We start from the raw sequence: 24,739 nt of genomic DNA, 5'->3' as shown, positions 1-24,739 counted from the left end.
ATAATTAATACGACAATTAAAGGGGGGTATTTATGGAACTTTTAAATGCTTTTGGTAGTATATTTAGTATTGTTATAATGATAGCTATTGGATGGTGGCTAACGAAAAAAAATTGGATGGATAAGTCCGGTGCAAAGCTATTCGCAAAAATTGTTATCAATGTAGCGTTACCGGCTTTGATGATTAGCAATCTTATGAAGGACTTTGACAGAGCAAAGCTTTTAAGTTTAGGGAAGGGTATTATAGTTCCAATAATTTCAATAGCTCTTACTTATTTAATTGGCAAGACCTTTGTAAAAGTTTTTAATGTTACGAAAAATAGACGTGGTTCCTTTGCATCTATGTTCTTTGTATCTAATAGCATATTTATTGGATTGCCAGTAAATTTAGCTCTATTTGGTTCAAAATGTGTTCCTTATGTTTTGATATACTATATAGTTAATACTACATTCTTTTGGACTATAGGTGTTTTTGAAATAAGTAAAGATGGGAATGGAGGATCTAATAAATTTGCATCACCGGATACTTTAAAAAGAATATTTTCACCTCCTCTAATGGGATTTGTAGTAGCTATAATATTAATACTTTTAGCTATTCCTGTACCTGCATTCCTAATGGATACTTGTAAATATTTCGGAAATTTAACTACCCCTTTATCTATGTTATTTATAGGTAACACAATTTATTATGTAAATTTAAAAGGAATACGTTTTAATAAGGATATGTGGGGCGTTTTATTGGGAAGATTTATAATATCGCCACTATTGGTAGTGTTAATATGTAAATTCATTCCTTTGCCTCAAATCATGAAAAATATATTTATTATTCAAGCAGCTATGCCAGTAATGACTACTACTGCTATAGTGTCTAAATCTTACGATGCAGATTACCAATATGCTGCTATTATGATTGCTCTATCCACGTTGTTAAGTCTATTTATAATTCCTATATATAAAATACTCCTTTGATAAGATATATGAAACAAAATAAAGAATATATAAAAAGCCTTCTTTTCATTTAAATAAGTGGAAAGAAGGCTTTTTAATAAAACTTTACTTTGTTTCAAAGGTTTTTCTCTTTTTTATTAATGAAAATTATTGCCCAAATAATTAATGATATAGACGAGATACCATAAGCGAGAATTCCTAATTTATTTCCTAATATAAAAAATGTAATATTCTGGTTTCTATTAATATTTCCTTTTTCTATATTCATTAGGTGAAACACTTACATATTTCTTGAAGGTGGTACAAAAATGACTTTGACTATTAAACCCGGATTTGGTAGAAATCACATCTAAAGGATAAGAGGAATTATCTAGGATATCTTTTGCCACATTTATTCTATATATGTTTATATATTCACAAAATTTAAAACCGGTGTTCACTTTAAAAAGATAACATAGATAGTTGCTACTTATATGAATGTGAGTTGCAACTTTTTCTAGGGTTATTTTTTTCTCAATATTTGAGTGAATATAGGCCAAAGCATTGTTTACAATTTCATTTTCTGATGCTTTTTTACCATTATTAATGACTTCCGTGTAGCTTTTAATAATTTTTTCTCCTAAAGAAATTAAGTCTTCCTTCAAATGACAAGTGTCCATGAGCTTAAGATTTTTATAGCATAAGTCCTCCAAGGGGATTGAATTGTTAATACAGAAATAGGTGTATATAAAGATATTAATTGAATATATTAGTTTTTTTAATTCATCTGGGCTACTCGATGAAGATAAAAGTATATTTATCTTTTTTATATATATGGCATTGGCAGTTTCTAAGTTGTTATTTCCAATATTTAAGACCAGTTCAGTGTGATTGAGTAAATTTTTCATCGCATCTCCTTAATATTTTTAAAAAAGATAGTAATAATTTTAAAAAACCTCTAACTTAAATATATTATAATATAATCAAGAATGATAATCAATATCAATGCAATAAGATAATATAAATTAAGTCTAAAAATGCATTGGAATTATTACCACATGAATGTACAAAATATTTTATATGAGGAGGAAATTGATTTGAAAAATGTAGTTATTATTTATTGGAGCGGAACAGGGAATACAGAGGCTATGGCAGTAGGGATTATGGAAGGGGCAAAAAATGTAGATGCAAACGTTAGACTACTTAATGTGAACGATGCAAAAGTAGAGGACGTAATAAATGCAGATGGAGTAGCTTTGGGATGTCCATCTATGGGCTCAGAGCAGCTTGAGGAATCAGAAATGGAACCATTTATTGAGTCAATTGCGAACGCGATAAGCGGCAAAAACACTATTTTATTTGGTTCTTATGGATGGGGCAATGGAGAATGGATGGAGGATTGGCAAGAGAGAATGGAAACATATGGTGCTAACATTATAGTAGATGGACTAATAATTAATAACGATGCTGATAAAGAAGGTATTGAAAGGTGTAAGGAAATAGGTGCGTTATTATCAAAAAAATAAAAGTAAACTTAATATGAAGTTGATAGTGTTAACACTATTGTGAAATTAATGGAGGGTGTTTTATGGGAATAGTAGAGTTAAGGGGATTGTTAGAAATTGTAGATGGTTATGATGATTTGGAGTATTTATTTTCAGTAATAATACGTAATGCAGGACCAACTATTAAAAAGCATAAGACATCATCTTTAATTAATTTTAGTAATAGTAATAGAAACTTAAATAACATATGGGAAAGATATAAAGATGAAGTGAAAGCTAAACTAGATATTGATTACTTTGAATTAAAAAAGGATATAACAAATACGTTTGTACTATTTTATAATAAAGAAAAAATCAAGTTAAGTATAAGCGATAATAAAAACATGGAATTTTTAAAAAGATTTGGATACAATGAAAAAATGAATATAAAGGAATGTTTATTGCTTTTAGGCAAAAGATTCGAAAATATATGCCCTCACGAAATTGGGATTTTTTTAGGCTATCCTCTAGAAGATGTAGTATCATTTGTTGATTATCCGAACGCTAAATGTAAAATGGTAGGTTATTGGAAGGTATATCATGATATTGAAAAAGCAGAAATTATTTTTAATAAATATGATGAAATTAAATTTACCATCATGAGATTAATGATGAAAGGGATGAAACCAACAGAACTATTAAATAAAGATAATCAATTAAAACAAATAGAAGAACAAAAGCGTGGAGAATCTATATTTCAATATATCAAAAGCAAAGATATGTATAGAGTTCAATAATATTAATTAGTATATAGTGAATCTAGAGTAAAATAAACGGTGAAATTTTTTAAATAAAATTTCACCGTTTTAACTTTTGTTATTGGCAAGTACTTTTGGAGAAATTTCGGCAAACTATTTTACTGAATTTATCCCAGTATATTTTTCCCATTTAACTGCTAAAATATAGATTTTCTGTGCTCCAACCTATAGCTCTTTCCAATCATGTTAAAAAGTTCGCACCTATAAGATATTCTATCTAATACAGCTGTTGTTAATGCTGGGTCTCCTAAAAGCTCTACCCATTCTTCGAATCCTTTGTTAGAAGTTATAATTAGTGATGCCTGTTCATGAAGGGATGATATTAATTGAAAGAACAAATTAGCCTCATCTCTAGTTATAGGAAGATATCCGACCTCATCAATTATAACGAGGCTTGAAGAAAGGATTCTATTTAGTTTACCTTTGCTTTTTCTTGATATCTGCTGAGTTTTCAAAACATGCATCAGATTATCCATAGTTACAAAACTTACCTTATAACCTGCCTCAACGGCTTTATAACCCAAGGCAATAGCTGTGTGAGACTTCCCAACGCCCGGTGGGCCTAAAAATATAAGATTATACATCCTATCTATCCATTCCATTTCCATGAGTCTGTTTATTTGTTTCTTTGTTATTGATTTTTGAAATAGAAAATCAAATTCCTCCATTGTCTTTTTAACTGGAAAGTCAGCATATTTAAGTCTTTTTTCTTGTGTTTTCTGATCTTTCAAAACAACCTCATTTTTAAGTATTGATAATAGAAAGTCTTGATAGGAAACATTACCTAACTCACCTTTTTCAATAATTTTATCTGCATCTACATTTAAATAGTTTAGCTTAAGATTTTTGGCATACTCTTTGATTAATTCTAATTTCTCCATGATTGCTTGTCCTCCTTCAAAGCATCAATATAGTCACTTATACTTCTTACTTCCGGTTTTAACCCTCTATACTTTGATGGTATAGATAACTTGTCAATTACAGATTTTTTATCAACTTTTGCAATATCCTGTATCGCAAGATATTCAAGGGTTTCTTTAAACATTCCAGCACTCCACAAGTTTCGTATAACACAATAATTCAATGCTTGTTCTATTAGCGAAGCTTCATATGAATGTACTATATTTAGTATTGAACCAAATTGATCTTTGCAGTATCTTGGTTTTTCACGTTTTATGCCATCTAGTAGCATTTTTGCATTTTCAGTTTTACCGAGGGCAAAAAACAATCTTTCATAAACTTGGTCAATAGAACTGTGAATATCCCTTTCGGGATGAATTATTTTTATAAGTTCACCCTGCCTTGTACTTACTTGATGACTTGCTATTAATACACCTGTATCAAAATCAACTATATTCATTTTGGAGCCTTTTATCATTAATTTAAGTTCTTTACCTGGGCTATAAGTTCCTTTGGGCACTTGATACCTGTTCTGTTTATACAAAATTACATTGTTTTTTCGTACAGCATAAGTTAAACTAGTATTAAATGAATTTTTTTCAAAGAGTTCAGGTACTGGTAGCAAGTGTTTCTTTTCGAGAGCAAACACTTCTGCCGGTATTTTTTTCGTTATTTCATGTTTTTTACCATTGCCTGTTCTATCTAGCCATTTGAATGAGTCTTCATTAAAGGAATCAACATCTATAAATACTCTGTTTATAGCAAAGTTATATTTTGAGTATTTTACCACAGATTCTATTTTCCCCTTACTTTGAGGATCAAAACCTCTACAAAGCCTAACTTTATATTTCATAGTATTAATATAATTTTGAAAACCTTCGGTATAAATAATGTCTCCAGAATTCTCGGCTACTGCAAGCACACGATCTTGGTCATACACTATTTCAATAGGCATACCACCAAGATATTCAAAAGCTCGATTATGAGCATCAATAAAAGAGGCGGTAGTAAATGGTTTGTCTGTCCAAAGTATGTATTTATACCTTGAATGTGATAAAACCATTGCAAAGCAATACACTTTTACTTTGTTTCCATTTAATCTTTTGAGCCATATTTGACCCATATCAACCTGAGCTTGGTAGCCCATGGGAAGTTCATGTACTTCCTCAAATTGTCTTATTGGCGAAGCCTTAGGCAGATTGTATTCTTTCCTTAAATTACTAATATAAAGCCTTAAAGACCTTTCTTTAAATTTTACATCACCATATCTTTCCTTTATCCAATCAAGTACTTGTGCTGCTGACATATCTCTGAAATCAGTAATCCATTCTAAAATATCATCTTTGTAGATATCAATTTTTTTATGTCTATTCTTCGATTGAATAGTGACTTTAGCATATTCACCAGGATCCATGTCCCAATACTTTTGAACTGTTTTGTAATTTATATTTAGAGCTCTTTCAACCTGTGATTTATTAAATCCAAGTGCTTTATATTGTTTTATTTCACTAAACATATTCCATCCTTTCAATTTTAAATTCCCCCTCTGTAAAATATATCTCTAATTGTATCAGAGAAGGAATTATTATTGTACTTAACTGGAAATTATTCTCCTTTTTTGTTTGCCGAAATATCACCCTTTTAGTTTACCGCTAACAACTTTTATATATTTAATTTTAATATCGACTTCAGAAGGAGATAATTAGATTAAATTCCGTTTATGTCTAAATAATGACGATTAATGCATTTTGTATTGAATTATAGATCTTTATGAAATATGATATAAACAAAGCATGCTTAAATAAGGAATAAAACCATATTTATGGATGCGAAAAAATCATAAAACAAAGTTTTTGCTGCAAATGTTGTAAATCAAAGAAGAATGTGGTAAACTAATTCTGAAAGCTGTTATTAATTTAACAAATTTTTTTATTTAAAGTGTATTTATAGGGGGGAAATCTATGAAAAAGAAACATATTATTTTTTTAAGCATTATTGGTGTAATAATACTATTTGGAATCATTGCCTATGTAGTTAAGAACAATAAAGATTCAGCAGGTAATAAAGGTAAAGAAGTAGCTTTATATACAATACCGGCTAAAGAGAAAATATTTGTAAACGGTGTTGTTGTTCCTGAAAAAACGGAAAATATATATAGAGATGAAACAAAAGGAACAATAAATAAGGTTTCGGTTACGAATGGACAAATAGTAAATAAGGGCGATGCTCTTTTTACATACAGGAACAGTTTGGTTACGGATGAGATAGATAAGGGAAACCAAGAAATTACTAATGCTAACAATCAAAAAAAGAAATTAGTCGATAAACAAGAAGAAGCAAAAAAACTTTTAGAAAAGCAGAAGGAAGAAGCAAAACAACAAGCAGAACAGGCTGGTGTCGATCCCGCTGCCATGGGTGCATCGGCTGCAGCAGGTACTGAGGCTCAAATTAGTGGCTACTCAGATCAAATAGATGCTGTGCAAGCACAAATTGATACTTCAAAAGGGATGCTTAAAAATTCAAAAGAGAAAGAGTACACTTATATAAAAGCTCCGATAAATGGAAAAGTAATATTAAATGATTCTAAAGATATGACGAAACCATATATTGTAATAGAGTCTACTACAGTTTATGTAAAAGGAAATATTAATGAAAAGGATCAAACAAAGGTAAAGGAAAATCAAAAAGTGGATATACTTATATTCGCTATAAATAAAACTATAACAGGAAAGGTGAAAAGTGTAGGGAATAGTCCAGCAGCGCCAGATGTAGCGGCTGGAGCGCAAGGTGCTACAGGTGGAGCTTCTGCTGTATCTTATTATGATGCAAATGTATCCTTGGATTCACAAGCAGATGTTATCAATGGCTTTCATGTACAAGCCACAGTGAAACTTAAAGAAGAAGAGATGAAAATACCAAAGAGTGCAATACTTGAGGAAGGTGGAAAGCAATACGTGTTCAAGGTTGTGGATAAAAAGTTGAAAAAACAAGCAATCGCTTATAAAAAAGCTACAACGCCAGAAGTTGTTGTGCTTAGTGGGTTAAAAGAAAGTGATAGTATAGCGAAAACTACTAAAGATATGAAGGAAGGTATTTCTGTTGAGTAATCTTATTGAGTTAACAAATATTAATAAGTATTATAAGTTAAAGGATTCCAAATTACACGTATTGAAGGATATAAATTTAACTATAGAGCAAGGTGACTTTGTTATGATAATGGGGAAATCAGGTAGTGGAAAAACTACACTTTTAAACCTTCTTGGTTTCCTTGATCATTTTGATAATGGAAAATATGCGTTTAATGGCAAGGATGTTACTCATCTTAGTGAAAATGAAAGATCAGAACTTAGAAATAGTTATCTGGGTTTTATATTTCAACAGTTTCATTTGATAGATTCATTGACTATTGGTCAGAATGTTGAACTTCCTTTGCTTTATAAAGAAGGCACTGATGTACCTAAAAAAGAAAGGGCACACCGTGTAGAAAAATATTTAGATACGGTAGGATTGCTTCATAAAGAGAAGCAATCACCTTCACAATTATCTGGAGGACAGCAACAGCGTATTGCGATAGCAAGAGCTCTCATTAACAATCCTTACGTGATTTTAGCTGATGAGCCAACAGGCGCTCTAGACAGTAAAACCAGAGAGGAAATTATGAATATACTAAAGAAACTTAATGAAGAAAATAAAACAATAATAATGGTAACACATGATGACGATTTAACTAAATATGCTAGCAAAGTAATCCATTTAAAAGATGGAGTGATAACAAAGGTGGATTAGATATGTCTATAATAAATTTAATCAAAACTTCAGTATACAGTCTAAAATCACATAAATTAAGGGTTTTTCTCACAATGATAGGAATAATCATAGGTATAAGCTCTGTAATAACCATTATGTCAGTTGGTAATGGGTTAAAGGTAGAGGTAAATAAATCTATGGCGGATACAAGCGCAAATAAAATAAATGTTAATTTTGAACCAGAAAACGTTGATGCGGATTTAACCTTGATTGAACCCTTTAGCAAATCTGATCCATATTCTCTTAAAACAGTGACTGGAGTAGAAAAGGCTGAGGTATCGAAGGGTATGCAAGGAAGCGGAGGAATTATATATGGAGAATGTACATATATTGATAAAGACACACAAAGTGGGATAGAGGATTATGATGGTAAAGATATAAATATTAAGTATGGTCGTTCTTTCAAAAAAGATGAGAATTCTAAAAAGTTAATTATGTTGGATTATAAAGTTGCAGAAAAACTTTTTGAAACTCCAGAAAATGCCATAGGTTGTGGAATAACAGTAAATGGAATTATCTACGAGGTAGTAGGAGTTCTAGAAAAAAAGGCTGAATTCGATCTGACAAGTGGAATAAGTTATATTTCAAAGGAATCAAAAGAAGATATGAATACGGATACCTTTATCTCAAGCTTAGATATTTATCTTAAAGATGGCGAAGATAAAGATAAGGTTTTTGAAAACGTAAAAAAGGAACTTGTTAAGGCTCATCCTAATTTAAAAGGTGAGTATAAGCTTCAGGATCCTCAGGCAATGACTAAGTTGTTTGGACAGATTATTGGGTATTTAACTGCTTTCATAGCATTGATTAGTGGTATTTCCTTATTTGTTGGGGGAATAGGTGTAATGAATATAATGTATGTTTCTGTAACTGAGCGGAAACGAGAAATTGGTATACGTAGGGCTATTGGGGCAAAACCTAAAAGTATATTACTCCAATTTCTTATAGAAGCGATTATGGTGACAGGGCTTGGTGGTTTACTTGGTATATTATTCGGATTTATTTTTTGTAAAATAATTGGTATATTTATGCCATTCCCTCCAGTTATGAGCGGAGAAAGCGTTATAGGAGCAACTGCAATCTCTGTTATAATTGGAATAATTTTTGGAATTATACCAGCAATTAATGCATCGAAAATGGATCCAATTGAGGCTATTTACAATTAAATCTTGGTGAAAGCCATTATTATCTTATTTTAAAAATATATTTATTGGAGGCGAATTATGGAAAACGTTAAAAAACCAAAAGTAGGAGCAGGTATAAAAACAATATCGATTATTCAATTGATTGTTAGTGCGATTGGATTATTTAGTATAAAAAACTTTTCTAAGAAAGATGAACTTAACGCTGCATATAAAGCATTGGATATAGGTATGCCTGAAATCACAAATTTAAGTTTAACTATTGGGTTGGTATTCTCAGTAATATTAGCTATAAGTGTTATTTTGATTTTAATGAAAAAGGAATTAGGAATATATATCTATTTTATTGCTACAGTGGCTCAAATAGCATATACAATTGTAGCTGGTGGAACTAAACCTTGGATGATACTTGTTAGTTTAATAATGCCTGCACTTATGGGATTCTTTATTTGGAAGAAAAGAGAAATATTTAGTACTGACACTAAAACAGAACAGATAGATGTATAGTACCTGTTATTAATAATAACAAAAAATTAATAAATATTAGACTGAAAATCCTGTTAACTCATTATGTTAACAGGATTTTTAGCATTTGACTGTATATGCGTTAATGAAAATAATGTAATAGTAATCAAAAAAGGCTGCCGTCGATAGGCAGCCAGTTAAGGTAATAAAATTAGTTATAATCTGTTGATGTTAAACAATTCTGAAGACAGATATAGTTCCAATAGCCCCAGCTAGACCTGCAAGTACTATACTAATAGGACCATTTGAATTGTTAGCAAATCTAAAAGATTGTCCTGCTGTTGCGGCATAAACCTTGTTAGAGCCATTTACAGTTGGATTTGTTACTAAAATAGATATACCACCAATAACAACTCCACTAGGGGATTCTTCTAAATCAAGTTGTAAAGCAAAGGTTAAAGGATCTGGAGTAACAGCAAACTTCCAGTCGATTACATAAACACCCGTTGTATTAATTGTAAATATACCTGTTGTTGGATCATAACTTAAATCAGGTCCTACAATATCTACAGTATCATAAATAATAGTGCCGCCAACTGGAATTGATATTTTATTTGTTGTTATAACACCATTTGCATACGAATTAAAACTTGGACCAGTAGCACCAGTTGCTCCGGTTCGTCCAGTCGCACCAGTCGCTCCAGTTCGTCCAGTAGCTCCGGTAGCTCCAGTTGCACCGGTAGCTCCGGTTGCACCAGTTGCACCAGTTCGTCCAGTTGCACCAGTCGCTCCGGTTGCTCCGGTTCGTCCAGTTGCACCGGTTGCACCAGTTGCTCCGGTTGCTCCAGTAGCACCGGTTGCACCAGTTCGTCCAGTAGCTCCAGTTGCACCAGTAGCCCCAGTTGCTCCAGTTCGTCCAGTTGCACCAGTTGCTCCGGTTCGTCCAGTCGCACCAGTCGCTCCAGTTCGTCCAGTAGCTCCGGTTGCACCAGTTGCACCAGTTGCACCAGTTCGTCCAGTAGCTCCGGTAGCTCCGGTTGCTCCGGTTCGTCCAGTTGCACCAGTTGCACCAGTTCGTCCAGTAGCTCCGGTTGCACCAGTTGCTCCAGTTCGTCCAGTTGCACCAGTTGCACCAGTTGCTCCAGTTCGTCCAGTTGCTCCGGTTGCTCCAGTTGCTCCGGTTGCACCAGTTCGTCCAGTAGCTCCAGTTGCACCAGTTGCACCAGTTCGTCCAGTTGCACCGGTTGCACCAGTTCGTCCAGTAGCTCCAGTTGCACCAGTTGCACCAGTTCGTCCAGTTGCACCGGTTGCACCAGTTCGTCCGGTTGCTCCGGTTCGTCCAGTAGCTCCAGTAGCTCCAGTTGGTCCAACTATGCATTTTATACAGCAAGGATGACAACGATCGTGTTTGTCATCACAGTGTGGTCTATCGTCACAGTGGTCTTTATCATTACAGTGTGGTTTGTCATCACAATTGTGCTTTTTAGGAATTAAAAAGTCATAAGGTTCATATTCATCGTCAGATTGATATTTTTCAGAAGAAAAATCATTGTATTTATTCAATATAGATACCTTCCTTATTAATAATATTTTTTCTATTTAAAGAGCTTGTACTTTCTCTTATTTAAGATGTTCACACTTTCTATACATAATATGCAGATGCCTTGTTTTGTGTTAAAGATATACATTAAAAATTTAGTTGAAAAAGTACTATTCCAATTATTGATGTGAAAATTATGTGTTTTGCAAAAAACAGTTATGTTCGTCATTGATTAAAAATGGTTACTTATATATAATATAAAGATATGGTTAAAAATAGATATTTATTATAGGTTTTAGGAGGAAGTTGGAATGAGACTTATTAGAGAATTTTATGCCAGAGAAGCTTTGCAAGTTGCTAAGGAACTTTTAGGAAAAACACTTGTACATGAAGTTAATGGAGTAAAGTTAAGAGGAAAGATAGTTGAAACAGAAGCATATATTGGATCAATAGATAAGGCTTGCCATGCTTACGGGGGAAAACATACACCAAGACTTGAGACTCTATATGGTATGCCTGGCATCGCATACGTATATTTTATTTATGGGATGTATCATTGCTTTAATGTAATAACAAAAGAAGAAGGAATTGCTGAAGGGGTTTTAATTAGAGCTATTCAGCCAATAGAAGGTCTAGACGAAATGTCAAAGCTAAGATTTAAAAAAGGTTATAATGAATTGACAAAAGCTCAAATTAAAAATTTAACCACAGGCCCCTCTAAGCTCTGTATAGCTATGAATATAAATAAAGAAAATAACAAACAGGATTTGTGCATAAGTGAACTATATATTGAAGACGCAGTGGAAAAAGAAAAAATTGAAATTATAGAAGCTAAGAGAATTGGAATTGATTATGCAGAAGAAGCAAAGGACTTTCTATGGAGATTTTACATTAAAAACAATATTTGGGTATCTGTAAAATAGAGAAATTACATCATCTCTAAACTAATCTGGTATTTTTTGAATGGTTCTTAATCCTGTCTTTACAAGATTATAATGCATATCCACCATTTATATACTTCCTTTCGCTAATAAGTATTAAAACTTCTATTATAGTTATATGATTATTATTTAAATCTTGGTTAGTTGGCTGAATAGGGAATGTTTCTTTTGATAAGAAAATTGACTATAATAATATTGATATTGAATCATTATAATAAAAATGAAGGGAAGTAATCGGAATGAGTTTTTTATTTAAAGACAATGATAAAAAAGATGGGGTACAAGAAATTAAGTTTGGGAAGATTATAAATAAAAATAGAAAAATTATAAGGGAGGCAACATTTAGAATATTAAGTACTGCAATTATATATAATGATGAAGAAGATTATTATGATACATTGGCAACATGTGTTAATGAAAATAATGTAATAGAAACAATAAGCATAGAGGGATTTGATATACATGAAAATGTAGTAGATCTTAAAGGTGCGTATATTGACTATGAAGAAGATTCAGAAGTAAACTTCACTGGGACAATATACTATTTGTAATTTTATGTAGATTATGAAAAGAATTGAAAAAAATAGAGAGGTTAGTATATCGTATACTAACCTCAATTTGTTATGCCCTTCTATATTCCTTTTTTATGGGTACTTATTGCTCACATAAGCATATTATAGTATAAAAATTAGAAAGTGGTGATAACAATGTATTTATTTCCATATGATGCATCTTGGATGGTGGCGCAACGGCACATTACTGAGCCTAGGATAATTAGTGAAGCAGAAGTAGATTTAAGAAATATTATGCGGATACTTTGGGAACAACATATTGTCTGGACGAGGATGACAATAACAAGCATAATAAAAGATTTACCAGATGTAGATTTTGTTACTAAGCGACTTCTTCGAAATCCAACAGATTTTAAGTTAGTATTAAAACCTTTCTATGGGGATGAAATTGCTTCTCAATTTAGTGAGTTATTTAAAAGTCATCTTGTCATCGCCGCACAGCTTGTTAAAGCAGCCAAAGCTGGCTATAGTAAAGAGGCAGCAGATGCTGAGAAAAGATGGTACGCAAATGCAGATGAAATCGCAGTTTTCCTTGCTAGAATCAATCCTTATTGGCCTCAAGAAAATTGGAAAATAATGTTATATGAACACTTAGCTATGACCAAAGCAGAGGCAATCGATATACTTACCAACAATTACGAAAGAAGCATCGCAGTATACGATGAAATTGAAAATCAAGCTCTAAAGATGGCAGACGTTATGGCAGAGGGCATTGTTAAACAATTTTCAAAATAAGTTATCAATTCATCTTCTGCAAAGCTGTGCAGCTCTGCAGGAGATAATTTAATTATAAAAAGTATAGATAATTAAAGGCATATAGGGTAAAATTAAAAATATGGCACTTTATGGTTAAACAAAGGAGGAGTATTTTGGAGATTAATCAAATATCACAATTATTAACACAAGCTAATACTAGTGCTAATATTAATGACATAAATAATTCAAGTCAAGTTAATGCTTTGTCACCACAGGCGATAATTTAGGAAAATCCTAATTGAAGTTTATCAGGAATGGAGCAGGAGAAATCCTGTATTTTTTTTTGTGTAGGTTTATAAGGACATGTAATAACTTGAATGATGTAATATGCTATTATTTTTGGAGGCAAAGAATGGAAAACGAAGAAAAGATATGTGACAAAAAGGAAAAGAAACAAAAATATTTGGGAGATAAGGGCTTCATAATGTTTATAGCTTTTTTAAGTGCATTTATCCCATTATCTACAGATATCTATCTACCAGCGCTTCCTAAGATGGTTGAAAGCTTTAACACATCGGAAGGTCTAGTAAATCTTACATTAATATTTTTCTTTATATTTTACGCTGTAGGAACCCTATTTTGGGGACCCCTTAGTGATAAATACGGAAGGAAAAGAGTATTACTTATAGGATTATCTGTATATACTATTGGAAGCATTTTATGTATATTTTCTGTAAATGTTTACCAACTAATTTTTTATCGTATTCTGCAATCAATTGGTTGTGGGGCTGCAACAGCGGTGGCAACAGCTATAGTAAAAGATGTATATAGTGGTAGGAGGAGAGTAACCATAATAGCTTTAGTTCAGTCTATGGGAATGATATCACCTATAATTTCTCCAGTTATAGGAGCAATGATACTAAGTGTTCTTTCTTGGCGTGGAGTATTTGTGGTGCTATCTATAATAGGAGCTTTAGCCTTAGCTGGAAGCATAGCCATGGAAGAGACACTAGAAAAAAGATATACAGGAAGTATATTTAAATCCATAGGAAGGTTAGGCGTAGTTGCAAAAAATAAGAGCTTTATGTCACTTCTTATAATACTTTCACTGATATCTGCTGCTTCTATGTCATTTATATCATCCTCCTCGTATATTTATGTAAATGGCTTTGGATTAAGTGAAAAGGTATATAGTTATTATTTTGCTTTAAACGCGGTGTTTTACCTACTAGGGCCTTTACTATACATTAAATTATCAAAAAATTATCATAGTAATTCAATAATAACTGTCTCATTTATTGTGTTTAGTATAAGTGGGGTATTCATTTGTACGCTAGGTAATTTAAGTCCTTTATTTTTTACATTATCATTAATTCCTGCGTCTCTCTTTGGTAACATTATGGCACCTGCAAGAACTAACCTTTTGCTTGAACAGTTACAGGGCGATATTGGTGCAGCATCCTCATTAATGAGTTGCGCAATGACCTTTTATGGTAGTATTGGTATGTTTATAATTTCTTTGAATTTTTCTAATAAAATAGTGGTAATGGGACTAATGCATTTAATAATAGGAATTATAAGCCTTATAGCATGGCTGATTATCTCTAAAAAACCATATATTAAACAGGTAACCTATCATATAGAGGTAGCAAATAAAAATGCTGAGTAATTATTTCAGAAGAGGGGTAAAATAATGGGAATCATTCATATGTTTAATTTATCAACGATGCAATGGATATGTTTAATAATATCGGCTGTCTTAGTAGGCGTTTCAAAGACCGGAATAAGCGGGTTTTTGATGCCTGTTATACCAATTATTGCCAGTGTATTTGGAGGGAAGGAATCTACAGGTGTTATACTTCCTATATTAGTAATAGGGGATGTTTTTGCAGTGTACTATTATAATAGACATGCTAAGTGGGAAAATATAAAAAAACTTTTGCCATGGACAATCATAGGGTTACTACTAGGTGTTATAGTTGGAAACTTTATTAATGATAAACAATTTAAGGCCGTTATATCTATTTCAGTTTTACTTTGCTTAGTCGCTTTAATTTATACTGAAAAAAAAGGTGAAAATATAAAAGTCCCAACAAATAAATGGTTTTATGCAATGGCTGGAATTGCTACTGGCTTTACATCCATGATTGGTAATGCTGCAGGACCTATATTCAGTGTGTATTTGTTAACTATGAACTTCAAAAAAAACGATTTTATGGGCACAACGGCTTGGTTTTTCTTACTTGTTAATTTGGCCAAATTACCATTGCAAATTTTATTCTGGCATAATATTGCCTTTAAGACAGTTTTACTTAGCATTGGTATGGTGCCAGCAATTGCATTAGGAGCCCTTTTAGGGATGCTTATGATTAAAAAAATTAATGAAAAAAACTTCAGATATATTATTATAATCATGACATTTATAGCAGCAGTAAGACTATTGGTATAAATTTAGAAAAAACAGTAATTCGATTTATAATCATATTCTACGCACAAGGATATAGTAGATTTAATGATTTAGATGAAATTTTTTCTTTTCCCAATTTTGATAAATAAAAATTATTAAATAAATGAAAAAGCTGTGAAGTAATTACTTCACAGCTTTTAATATTAGATATAGAATTTTTAATATCCTATACGACAATATTCCCCTAATTTAGCAAAGTTACTATGATAGAATGTTTTTAATAAGAGGGTATGTTACTTAGGAGGAATTATTTATGAGGAAAGTTAAATTTTCAGAACTAATAAATATTGATTCACTAAAAAAGATGGCTGAAAATATTTATGCTGCTGTAGGCATTAATTTTGGAATTGTTGATATAGACGGCACAATTATTATTGCAACGGGATGGCAGGATATATGCACTAAGTTTCATAGAGTTCATCCAGTTACATGCATGCAATGTTCCATTAGTGATCAATATATTAGTGACCATATTATGGATGGTGCATATATCTCTTATAAGTGTCTAAATAATATGAGGGATATTGCATTACCTATTGTTATTTCCGGAGAACATTTGGCTACGATTTTTTTTAGCCAATTTTTTTATGAAGATGAAGTAATAGATAAAGAATATTTTGCAGCACAAGCAATAGAATTAGGGTTTGATGAAAAAGAGTATCTAGATGCGTTAAGCAAGGTGCCTGTTTATTCTAAAAAGAAGGTTGATCATATAATTGAGTATTATTCAGGGCTTATTATGACGCTTGCCGAAAGTGGTTTAAGGCAACTTACGTATGAAAATTCTCAGAATGAACTTGAAAAAAGCCAAAAATATCTAAGCGCAATTTTTAATTCCGTAAGTGATTCAATATTCATTCATGATGTTTATGGAAATATAACGGATGTAAATGAAACTGCTACCACTATGTTTGGTTATTCTCGAAATGAATTAATAAGTATGAATGTATATGATATTATCTCAAAAAAACAGGACAATATTGAGCTTTATATAGATGCATTAAGTAATAAGAAAAACGGTAAGGAACATCTGATACAAGAGTTTATAGTTAAAAATAAAAGTAACAAAGACTTTTGGGTAGAAGTTAATGTTCATGCTACAAAGATTCATGAAGATGAAGTAATTATAGCAACTGTGCGGGATATTACAGAAAGAAAAAAGAATGAATTAGCATTACAGAATGAGGCTGCTGAAATAGAGAAGTTAAGATCTGAATTTTTTGCTAATATTTCTCATGAGCTAAGGACTCCGTTGAATATAATATTAGGTACAATAAAAATCATTGAAATGTGTATTAATGATGAAAAAAAACCTATTAATAGAGAAAAAATTATTAATAATATAAATATTGAAAAACATAATTGCTTTAGATTGCTAAAATTAATAAACAATTTAATTGATTTAACTAAATTGGATGTAGGTTTTTTTGAACTGAATATGGTTAATTGTAACATTGTTAATATAGTGGAGGAAATTACGTTATCTGTAGCAGAGCATTTTAATAATAATGGCTTAAGTCTCATATTTGATACTGATATAGAGGAAAAGATAGTGGATTGTGATCTAGAGAAAATTGAAAGAATAATGCTTAACATGCTATCCAATGCTATAAAGTTTACAACTCCTGGTGGAAGCATATTTGTTAATATATCTGATTGTGAAGAATACATAACTATTTCGATTGAAGACACAGGCATAGGTATACCGGATGACAAGGTAAATCTAATATTCGATAGATTTCGGCAGGCGGATAAATCGTTTACAAGGAAATATGAAGGAAGTGGTATCGGATTATCGCTTGTTAAATCGCTGGTAGAAATACAAGGTGGGACAATAACAGTTGAGAGTAAATATGGAGTTGGTACTAAGTTTTTTATAAAACTTCCTGTTAAGGTATCGAAGCATGATAGCAAAGAAGAAAGTATTAAGTCTATTGATAATAGAATAAACGATTTTGAGCAAAGAATAAAAATTGAGTTTTCAGATGTATATAAATAGGTTCACTGTAATATACTCGCATTAAAATTCCATGTAATTTTAATTATAACGAATGTACGAGTTAACTTAAAATAGTAAACTATGGTATAATTTACTTATAAATTGTTGCAAATTGTCAGAACTTACGAAGGTAAACAGTTGAAAGGGGCAATTTTAAAAATATATCAATAAGATTTTACGCAAGGGGGAATTAAATTGTTAGAGGTAAAAAACCTTACTAAAAAGTTTAAAGATTTTACAGCGGTGGATGGAGTTTCTTTTGAAGTTAATAAAGGAGAAATATTAGGTCTCATCGGAGGAAATGGAGCTGGAAAAACAACTATAATGAGAATGCTTGCAACTATGCTTAAGGTAACAGATGGCGAAGGGAAAATTTCAGGCCATGATTTAGTAAGTGAGCCTGAGAGCATTAGAGAGGAGATTGGAATTTTATTTGGTGGAGAGGTTGGCCTATATGACAGGCTTACAACAAGAGAAAATATAATGTATTTTGCTCAATTAAATGGGATGAACGCATGTGATGCCAAGAAAAGCATTGAAGAGCTTACGCGAGAACTTGAAATGAGTGAATTTATAGATAAAAGGGTAGGAAAATTTTCAAGAGGTATGAAACAAAAGGTAGCAATTGCAAGAAGTATTGTCCATAAGCCTTCAGTTATGTTATTTGATGAGCCAAGTACCGGACTTGATGTTTCTGCCACAAGACTTATTCAAGATTTTATATTTAAGTGTAAGTCAGAAGGTAAGGCTATAGTTTTCTCAAGTCACAGTATGGTAGAGGTTGAAAAGCTTTGTGATAGAGTTGTAATAATACATAAGGGAAAAGTTGTGGAACATGGAACAATAAGTTCGCTTAAGGCTAAATATAATAATGAAGACATGGAAGATATTTTTGTTAATCTTATTGGAGGTAATCATGAATAAATTAGTTAGTGTAATACTGTTTAAAGAACTTAAGGACATGCTTAGAGATAAAAAGACAATAATAGTAAGTTTGTTAATTCCTCTTTTATTAATGCCTATACTTAGCTTTATTATGGGGAAAACTATGAATAGTGCTGAGGATTCTGTTGAAAAAAATATAAATATTGTGATGATCGATAAGGGAAATAGCAGCATTGGGAAGATATTAAAAAATGATAAAACTATTAAATTTAAAACGGGCATTGATGGGAAAGCCGCAGTAAAGGATGGAGAAGCACTACTTTTTATAGAAATACCAAAGGATTTTGATGAATCTATTTCAAGTGGTAATGTTTCTGATTTAAAGATTTTTTATGATAATACAAATACAAAATCATCTATTGCACTTAGCAAGGTAACGGAAACAGTAGATAAATTAAGTAAACAAATAGTTGCAAATAGATTAAAAAAAATAAATATTAATGCAAAGATATTAACCCCGATAAAAATTGCTGAAACAAGTTTTCAAAAAGAAGACAAGGCACAAAGTCAAATGTTATTAGGTATGATGATTCCTATGCTTATACTTCTTTACAGTGCAACAGGAACAATTGCAGCAGCCACAGATCTAGGAGCAGGTGAGAAGGAAAGAGGAACACTTGAACCACTTTTAACAACAAAAGCTGGGAGACATTATATATTAACAGGAAAACTCTTTGCAATAACAATAATGGGATTTATAGTATCGGTATGTTCAATGATTGGTATTCTAATTGCAATGAAAATACCTGGTGGAATGTTCGGAAACGGAAGTTCTTCAGTTGGTCTAAGTTACAAAGCAATAGCCTTAATTGGAGTAATAGCAATAATAACAACGATGTTTTTTGGTGCTCTTGAACTAGCGGTAAGTATATATGCTCGATCATTCAAGGAAGCTCAAACTTATTTGGTACCATTTTCAATAATTCCGATTTTTGCCGCTTATGGAACTATGTTTATGGATTCAAAAAACATACCTTTTCTTTATTTTAATATACCATTGCTTAGTGTAAGCTCAGTGGTTAAGGAACTTACAAGTGGAATTTATAATTATGGTCATATAGGAATAACAATAGTATGGTCAATAGTTTATACGATAGTTGCTGTTATGCTAGCAAAACATATGTTTAATAAGGAAAGTGTAATATTTAGATCTTAATAATGCAAATTAAAGGGAGTCGATTTTTGACTTCCGTTTTAAATTTGTACAGTTATTTTATTATCCTTTTACCTATTACAAATTTTTCTTTATAATATCCAGTTAATTCAGATGTTTTTATAACATCACCAGTTTTAGGGGAATGTATAAATTTGCTGTTTCCAATATAAATTCCTACATGGGATACTTGAGATGGAAGATCTGGGTTTGTCATAAAAAAGACTAAATCCCCATTTTCAAGATTATTTATATTAATAGAAACACCTTTATTTATTTGGTCCATAGTTGTTCTGGGTAAATTTATACCAAAATGTTTATAAGCATACTGAATAAACCCAGAACAATCAAATCCACCTTTTACATATTTACCTGTAGCATCTAATATTGCGGGAGTTGTGCCACCAAATAAGTATTTCATTCCTAAAAACGTATTTGAATATGACACTAAATCATTACCAGTTATTAATGATTCATATTGTTGTCCATTTTTAATATATTTAGCTTTGTTTAATGGAGTTTCAAAATTCGAAAAAATAACAAAAATCATATATACTATTGTTACTACTAAAACAATTAACATTATTAACCAAAGTATTACTGGATTCCTTTTATTAAAAGATTTTCTCATATTTTCCCCCATACTACAATGTTTAATATAACCTTATATTAAATTACTGTATCATTTCTAAAAATATTCTAAAATGTTTAGAAAAATAAAATCCTAATTTAGCAAAGATTATATGGTAGAATGGGTCGAATGAAGGTTTAGATAATAAAATGTGAAATTTTAAAAAGGGGATGAACAAGATGGATTTTATAACTGTAAATGAAAAAAAATGTATTAAATGCGAACAATGCATTGTGGAATGTCCAGCATATGTTCTAACGATGGGAGAAAAGGGACCAGAAGAAGTAGCAAATAGCACTTGCATTGCCTGTGGACATTGTGTTGCTATATGCCCGAGGGAAGCTATAGATAATAAAAAAACACCACTCGCACAACAAGTTGATGCAAAAGATTTTGCAAAGTTAAATGCAGCACAGGCGGAGCATTTTCTAAGGTCACGTCGTTCTATAAGAAATTATCAAGACAAATCTGTATCAAGAGAAAAATTAACAAAATTAGTTGATATTGCAAGGCTAGCACCTACTGGAAGTAATAGTCAAGGTATATCATTTGTTGTAGTTGAGGACAAGCAATTAGTTAAAAAAGCTGCTGAACTTACTATTCGAATGATAGAAAAATCTCCACTAAAGGATGCATTAAAAGGATTAATCAGTACTTATAGGGAAGACGGGATTGATTCAATTCTGCGAGGTGCTCCAAACTTAATTATAACCACTGCGGACAAAGGCTTTTCAAACGGGAGGGCTAATTCTATTTCTTGTCTGACTTATCTAGAATTATTTGCTCCTTCACTAGGACTTGGAACTTGTTGGGGTGGATTTTTTGAGTATTGTGCATCCATTAAGGGTTCACCAATGCTTAAATTATTTAATATTCCAGAAGGAAAGACGATAACAGCTGCCGTTATGGTCGGATATCCTAAATATAGTTATAAGAAATTAGTTGATAGAAATCCATTAGAAGTTACTTATATATAATATTATAGGGAGATTAAGTATGGTACATACAATTTTAGGAGCTTATTAGCATTTACTCTAAATTTTCAACTGTTAATAAAGTAATTTAAGTTAAAGTCCTAATCAGTGGACAATATAAATTTCATTGATTAGGGCTTATATATATTGTACTGTGTGCTTAAACATTCTCTTTAGAAATCATTTTTGGTGGTTTTTATAGTTTTGAAAATTATATAACAAACATTTATGATATAATTGGTACATATTATAGTATGGGTGATATTTTTGATAGTAGTATAATTAAATTATTTATATAGTATAAAATTATTAAAAAAGTTAATATAGGGACCTTCTAAAAATTAAAAATTGGAGGAATAATTATGCAAAAAAAATTATATAAGTCTACCACAGATAAACAAATAGACGGCGTTTGCGGTGGTATTGCTGAGTATTTTGATATAGATGCTACAGTTATCAGATTAGCATGGGTACTTTTAACGCTAATATATGGTATAGGTATATTATTTTATATAATATGTTGTGTTGTTTTGCCAGTTAATCATAATAATACTCATTATGATGATGACGATACAATTCAATTTAAAGAATTATAAATGTAGGAACTTATGCTGGACAAACTATAAACTATCTACATGTGCACTTGTTTTCCAGAGATATAGGTGATGTGACTGATCCAAGGGGTGGGGTAAGGAATTTAAAAGAAGCTTTAATTGAGTATAATGGATAGGCATTTAGTGCTTATCCACTATTTTTTTGTCAATTGCCTATTGACAGTTCCCTTAGAGGATAGTTTAAACTCAATTTTAGGAGGCGATGATAATGAAAATTAATGAAGTGATGAAAGAAACGGGAGTAACTAAAAAGGCAATTTATTATTATGAAGAGGTGGGACTTATTAGACCCCAAAAAGAGGAAGAAAGCAATTATAGAATTTATACTATGGAGGATATTAATAGACTAATTACTATTAATGCTTTAAGAAAATTGGATTTCTCTATTAAGGATATTCAACTTATATTATTAGAAAAACAGGATGTTGCACAAGTTATAAAAAAACAGTTAGACATCATCAATGAAAAAATTAAACTGCTCGATAGCAGTAAAGGAGTGTTAGAAAATTTGATTGAACAAGGAATAGATTCAAATATTGATAATTTAAGGGTGTCAATTCAATGTTTAGAAGCCAAATCTAAAAATATTGCTGGATATATGCAAAAGGAACTTCATAGGATACTACCAGGTAATATGGGGAAAATGTTTGCGATTCATTACGGACAGTTTTTGGACGAACCGCTAGATACTAAAGAAAAAGAGAAGGCTTGGATGAGCCTTATAAATTTATTAGATGCTAAGGAAGAGGTTCAATATGCAGAAAATATAAAAGAACTAATTGACGAAATGTTTGGAAAGTATAGCGACAAAAATCTGATGGAATTAAATGAAAAATCGAAAAGTGTAACAAACAAAATATTAAAGCGAGATGTGGAAGTCAGTGAGGAAGTAAAAAAAGAGGTCAAAGCAAAAATTGTAGAATACGAAAAAACGCCTCAATATCAAAAAGATTTAAAATTTCAGCGGTTTATGATGGATAATATAGCTCCTATTTTCAATGAGATTGAAATATATTTATGTATTTTAAGCACTAGATTTGAGAAGTTCAATAAAATTTTACGTGCTTCAGCTAGCACTGAAAATTAGGTGCCCATTTTCTTAAGATTATATTATGATAAGGCAGGGATAATCCTTGCCTTTATTTTTATTTGTTATAGTTATGATAATAGTATAAACGATTTTGCACTCAGAATAAAAGTTGAGTTTTCAGATATATATAAATAGTTTAGATATGCTTGACCAACGGATAATTTTAGAGGTATTGTATTGATATGATTTAATTAGAATCTTGTTAATTTAACAAGAATTTAATTCAACACTTAACTGCATTATCTAATAACATGCTAAAACCATTGATTCTATGGAGTTAAGTATAGTTTTTAATTTAGTTAAATTTAACTAAATTTAATAATAGATTTTAACAATGAAAAAAGCAGTATGGATTCATACCTTAATACAAAATAAAGGCGGCGATACTAATGTCAGAATGTATATTTTGCGACTACGATGAATCAGAAATAATAGTAGAGAATAAATTGGTCTTTGCTATATTAGATCATTTCCCAGTAAATAATGGTCATTGTTTAATAATACCAAAGAGGCATTTTGCAAACTTCTTTGAGGCAACTGAGGAAGAGGTTAAATCAATATATAAATTAATGCACGAGGTAAAAGAAATGTTTGATATTCAATATGAACCAGCTGGATATAATATAGGTATAAATGTAGGGACTTATGCTGGACAAACCATAAACCATTTACATGTTCACTTGATTCCTAGGTATATAGGTGATGTAGCTAATCCAAGGGGTGGAGTAAGGAATTTGAAAGAGGCTTTGGTTGAGTATGATGGTTGAAGTAGATGTAATTAATAAAGGTATAATTACCAGTGATTCTATTGCGTTTAAAGAGGCAACTCAAGATTATGATTCAAACTGTTCTACGGGAGACAATGATTATTTACTACCTAAATTAACAGCTTCATTAAAAAGGGCAAAGAGCATAGATATTATAGTAGGATTTTTAATGGAATCAGGAGTTAAATTGCTGATTAATGATTTAAAACAGGTAGCAGATAAAGGAGTTAGAATTAGAATCTTAACAGGAAATTATCTTAATATCACTCAGCCTCAAGCTTTATATTTAGTAAAGGATGCTCTAGGTGATAAAGTAGATTTAAGGTTTTATAATACTCATAATAAATCATTTCATCCTAAATCATACATATTTGAATATGAAGAGGATGGAGATGTTTTTATAGGATCTTCCAATATGTCGAGTTCTGCATTAACTAGTGGCATTGAATGGAATTATAGATTAAATAAAAATAAAAACCTAGAAGATTTTACACACTTTAAAAACATTTTTGAAGACTTATTTTTAAATCATTCTATAATTATTGATGATGGTGATGATGAGATGCGGCGTTATTCATCATTTTATTTTAATTGCTTTTAGGAATGTATTTATATGATGAAATATTCCTAAATTTTATGAGTATTGTAATTATAGAAAAATACATATAATTCCTTCTGGTAGAAGTTATCATATTCAAATGCTAAGTAGTCTATATTTTTCAATGGGTTAAGTCAACCTTTTATGTGCAATAAATTAGATTTAGAAGATTAGAATATACTAATATATACTTAATCCCAAAAATGTTAT

At 31.2% G+C, this 24,739-nt stretch carries 25 protein-coding genes; 20 read left to right on the top strand and 5 right to left on the bottom strand.

Going from position 1 to position 24,739, the window contains the following annotated elements:
• Positions 1 to 32 precede the first annotated feature (32 nt).
• Positions 33 to 968 carry an AEC family transporter gene (locus KTC94_RS06395; protein WP_165413204.1) on the top strand — a complete coding sequence of 312 codons (936 nt, stop codon included), beginning with the start codon at positions 33 to 35 and terminating at the stop codon, positions 966 to 968.
• A 221-nt stretch (positions 969 to 1,189) separates the two neighbouring features.
• Here KTC94_RS06395 and KTC94_RS06390 read toward each other — a convergent pair whose 3' ends face one another.
• Entirely contained in the window at positions 1,190 to 1,834 is a 645-nt protein-coding gene (locus tag KTC94_RS06390; protein ID WP_220320018.1) for a helix-turn-helix transcriptional regulator, read from the bottom strand.
• A 189-nt stretch (positions 1,835 to 2,023) separates the two neighbouring features.
• Here KTC94_RS06390 and KTC94_RS06385 point away from each other — a divergent pair, with 189 nt between their 5' ends.
• Both KTC94_RS06385 and KTC94_RS06380 read left to right on the top strand, forming a co-directional pair.
• Complete coding sequence (locus KTC94_RS06385; protein WP_165413210.1) at positions 2,024 to 2,452, top strand: flavodoxin; 429 nt, start codon at positions 2,024 to 2,026, stop codon at positions 2,450 to 2,452.
• Between the two features lie 62 nt (positions 2,453 to 2,514).
• Positions 2,515 to 3,207, top strand: a complete 693-nt coding sequence (locus tag KTC94_RS06380) for a DUF3793 family protein (protein WP_220320019.1) — start codon at positions 2,515 to 2,517, stop codon at positions 3,205 to 3,207.
• 158 nt (positions 3,208 to 3,365) lie between these two features.
• Here KTC94_RS06380 and istB read toward each other — a convergent pair whose 3' ends face one another.
• Together istB and istA are read right to left on the bottom strand one after the other, a co-directional pair.
• Complete coding sequence (gene istB, locus KTC94_RS06375; RefSeq protein ID WP_220320588.1) at positions 3,366 to 4,109, bottom strand: IS21-like element helper ATPase IstB; 744 nt, start codon at positions 4,107 to 4,109, stop codon at positions 3,366 to 3,368.
• Positions 4,097 to 5,659: an IS21 family transposase gene (gene istA, locus KTC94_RS06370; RefSeq protein WP_304518694.1), complete on the bottom strand. Its 1,563-nt coding sequence runs from the start codon at positions 5,657 to 5,659 to the stop codon at positions 4,097 to 4,099. Before istA ends, istB begins: the two co-directional genes overlap by 13 nt.
• A 430-nt stretch (positions 5,660 to 6,089) precedes the next feature.
• Between istA and KTC94_RS06365 the strand changes: the two genes are divergently transcribed.
• The 4 genes from KTC94_RS06365 to KTC94_RS06350 are packed head-to-tail and all read left to right on the top strand — an operon-like array spanning position 6,090 to position 9,584.
• Positions 6,090 to 7,235, top strand: a complete 1,146-nt coding sequence (locus tag KTC94_RS06365; RefSeq protein WP_220320401.1) for an efflux RND transporter periplasmic adaptor subunit — start codon at positions 6,090 to 6,092, stop codon at positions 7,233 to 7,235.
• Positions 7,225 to 7,914, top strand: coding sequence for an ABC transporter ATP-binding protein (locus KTC94_RS06360; protein ID WP_220320425.1), 690 nt, complete (start codon positions 7,225 to 7,227; stop codon positions 7,912 to 7,914). The genes KTC94_RS06365 and KTC94_RS06360 overlap by 11 nt, the downstream gene beginning before the upstream one ends.
• A 2-nt stretch (positions 7,915 to 7,916) precedes the next feature.
• Positions 7,917 to 9,101 carry an ABC transporter permease gene (locus tag KTC94_RS06355; RefSeq protein WP_220320402.1) on the top strand — a complete coding sequence of 395 codons (1,185 nt, stop codon included), beginning with the start codon at positions 7,917 to 7,919 and terminating at the stop codon, positions 9,099 to 9,101.
• 57 nt (positions 9,102 to 9,158) lie between these two features.
• Positions 9,159 to 9,584: a hypothetical protein gene (locus KTC94_RS06350; protein ID WP_220320403.1), complete on the top strand. Its 426-nt coding sequence runs from the start codon at positions 9,159 to 9,161 to the stop codon at positions 9,582 to 9,584.
• A 189-nt stretch (positions 9,585 to 9,773) separates the two neighbouring features.
• Here the strand turns inward: KTC94_RS06350 and KTC94_RS06345 are convergent, their stop codons facing one another.
• Positions 9,774 to 11,105, bottom strand: a complete 1,332-nt coding sequence (locus KTC94_RS06345; RefSeq protein WP_220320404.1) for a complement C1q domain-containing protein — start codon at positions 11,103 to 11,105, stop codon at positions 9,774 to 9,776.
• 288 nt (positions 11,106 to 11,393) lie between these two features.
• Between KTC94_RS06345 and KTC94_RS06340 the strand changes: the two genes are divergently transcribed.
• The 8 genes from KTC94_RS06340 (at position 11,394) to KTC94_RS06305 (ending at position 19,858) form a co-directional block, all read left to right on the top strand.
• On the top strand, positions 11,394 to 12,005 hold the full coding sequence (locus KTC94_RS06340; RefSeq protein WP_216302856.1) for a DNA-3-methyladenine glycosylase: 612 nt from the start codon (positions 11,394 to 11,396) through the stop codon (positions 12,003 to 12,005).
• A gap of 257 nt (positions 12,006 to 12,262) precedes the next feature.
• A complete protein-coding gene (locus KTC94_RS06335; RefSeq protein ID WP_165413217.1) occupies positions 12,263 to 12,574 on the top strand; it encodes a hypothetical protein in 312 nt (103 codons plus the stop codon).
• Between the two features lie 156 nt (positions 12,575 to 12,730).
• Positions 12,731 to 13,330 (top strand): acetylglutamate kinase, encoded by a 600-nt coding sequence (locus KTC94_RS06330; protein WP_258876454.1) that lies wholly within the window; start codon positions 12,731 to 12,733, stop codon positions 13,328 to 13,330.
• Positions 13,331 to 13,703: 373 nt separating this feature from the next.
• A complete protein-coding gene (locus KTC94_RS06325) occupies positions 13,704 to 14,960 on the top strand; it encodes a Bcr/CflA family efflux MFS transporter (RefSeq protein ID WP_220320405.1) in 1,257 nt (418 codons plus the stop codon).
• Positions 14,961 to 14,984: 24 nt separating this feature from the next.
• The gene (locus KTC94_RS06320) at positions 14,985 to 15,740 is read left to right on the top strand and encodes a sulfite exporter TauE/SafE family protein (protein ID WP_216302854.1); all 756 of its coding nucleotides are present in this window, start codon (positions 14,985 to 14,987) and stop codon (positions 15,738 to 15,740) included.
• Positions 15,741 to 16,011: 271 nt separating this feature from the next.
• Entirely contained in the window at positions 16,012 to 17,757 is a 1,746-nt protein-coding gene (locus tag KTC94_RS06315) for a PocR ligand-binding domain-containing protein (protein ID WP_220320406.1), read from the top strand.
• A 195-nt stretch (positions 17,758 to 17,952) separates the two neighbouring features.
• Positions 17,953 to 18,681: an ATP-binding cassette domain-containing protein gene (locus KTC94_RS06310; protein ID WP_220320407.1), complete on the top strand. Its 729-nt coding sequence runs from the start codon at positions 17,953 to 17,955 to the stop codon at positions 18,679 to 18,681.
• Positions 18,674 to 19,858: an ABC transporter permease gene (locus tag KTC94_RS06305; protein WP_220320408.1), complete on the top strand. Its 1,185-nt coding sequence runs from the start codon at positions 18,674 to 18,676 to the stop codon at positions 19,856 to 19,858. The genes KTC94_RS06310 and KTC94_RS06305 overlap by 8 nt, the downstream gene beginning before the upstream one ends.
• 52 nt (positions 19,859 to 19,910) lie before the next feature.
• Here KTC94_RS06305 and KTC94_RS06300 read toward each other — a convergent pair whose 3' ends face one another.
• Entirely contained in the window at positions 19,911 to 20,486 is a 576-nt protein-coding gene (locus tag KTC94_RS06300) for a C40 family peptidase (RefSeq protein ID WP_220320409.1), read from the bottom strand.
• A 179-nt stretch (positions 20,487 to 20,665) separates the two neighbouring features.
• On the opposite strand from KTC94_RS06300, the gene KTC94_RS06295 reads away from it, so the two are divergent.
• From KTC94_RS06295 to KTC94_RS06275, 5 genes are all read left to right on the top strand, one after another.
• Complete coding sequence (locus tag KTC94_RS06295; protein WP_220320410.1) at positions 20,666 to 21,463, top strand: nitroreductase family protein; 798 nt, start codon at positions 20,666 to 20,668, stop codon at positions 21,461 to 21,463.
• Between the two features lie 359 nt (positions 21,464 to 21,822).
• On the top strand, positions 21,823 to 22,056 hold the full coding sequence (locus tag KTC94_RS06290) for a PspC domain-containing protein (RefSeq protein WP_220320411.1): 234 nt from the start codon (positions 21,823 to 21,825) through the stop codon (positions 22,054 to 22,056).
• Between the two features lie 226 nt (positions 22,057 to 22,282).
• On the top strand, positions 22,283 to 23,161 hold the full coding sequence (locus tag KTC94_RS06285) for a MerR family transcriptional regulator (protein WP_220320412.1): 879 nt from the start codon (positions 22,283 to 22,285) through the stop codon (positions 23,159 to 23,161).
• Positions 23,162 to 23,553: 392 nt separating this feature from the next.
• The gene (locus KTC94_RS06280) at positions 23,554 to 23,931 is read left to right on the top strand and encodes an HIT family protein (RefSeq protein ID WP_220320413.1); all 378 of its coding nucleotides are present in this window, start codon (positions 23,554 to 23,556) and stop codon (positions 23,929 to 23,931) included.
• Complete coding sequence (locus tag KTC94_RS06275; protein ID WP_220320414.1) at positions 23,921 to 24,532, top strand: phospholipase D-like domain-containing protein; 612 nt, start codon at positions 23,921 to 23,923, stop codon at positions 24,530 to 24,532. The genes KTC94_RS06280 and KTC94_RS06275 overlap by 11 nt, the downstream gene beginning before the upstream one ends.
• Positions 24,533 to 24,739 lie beyond the last annotated feature (207 nt).

Source organism: Clostridium sp. CM028 (genome assembly GCF_030585565.1).
Lineage (GTDB): Bacteria > Bacillota > Clostridia > Clostridiales > Clostridiaceae > Clostridium_AD > Clostridium_AD estertheticum_B.
This window is presented reverse-complemented; position numbering and strand designations above follow the sequence as displayed.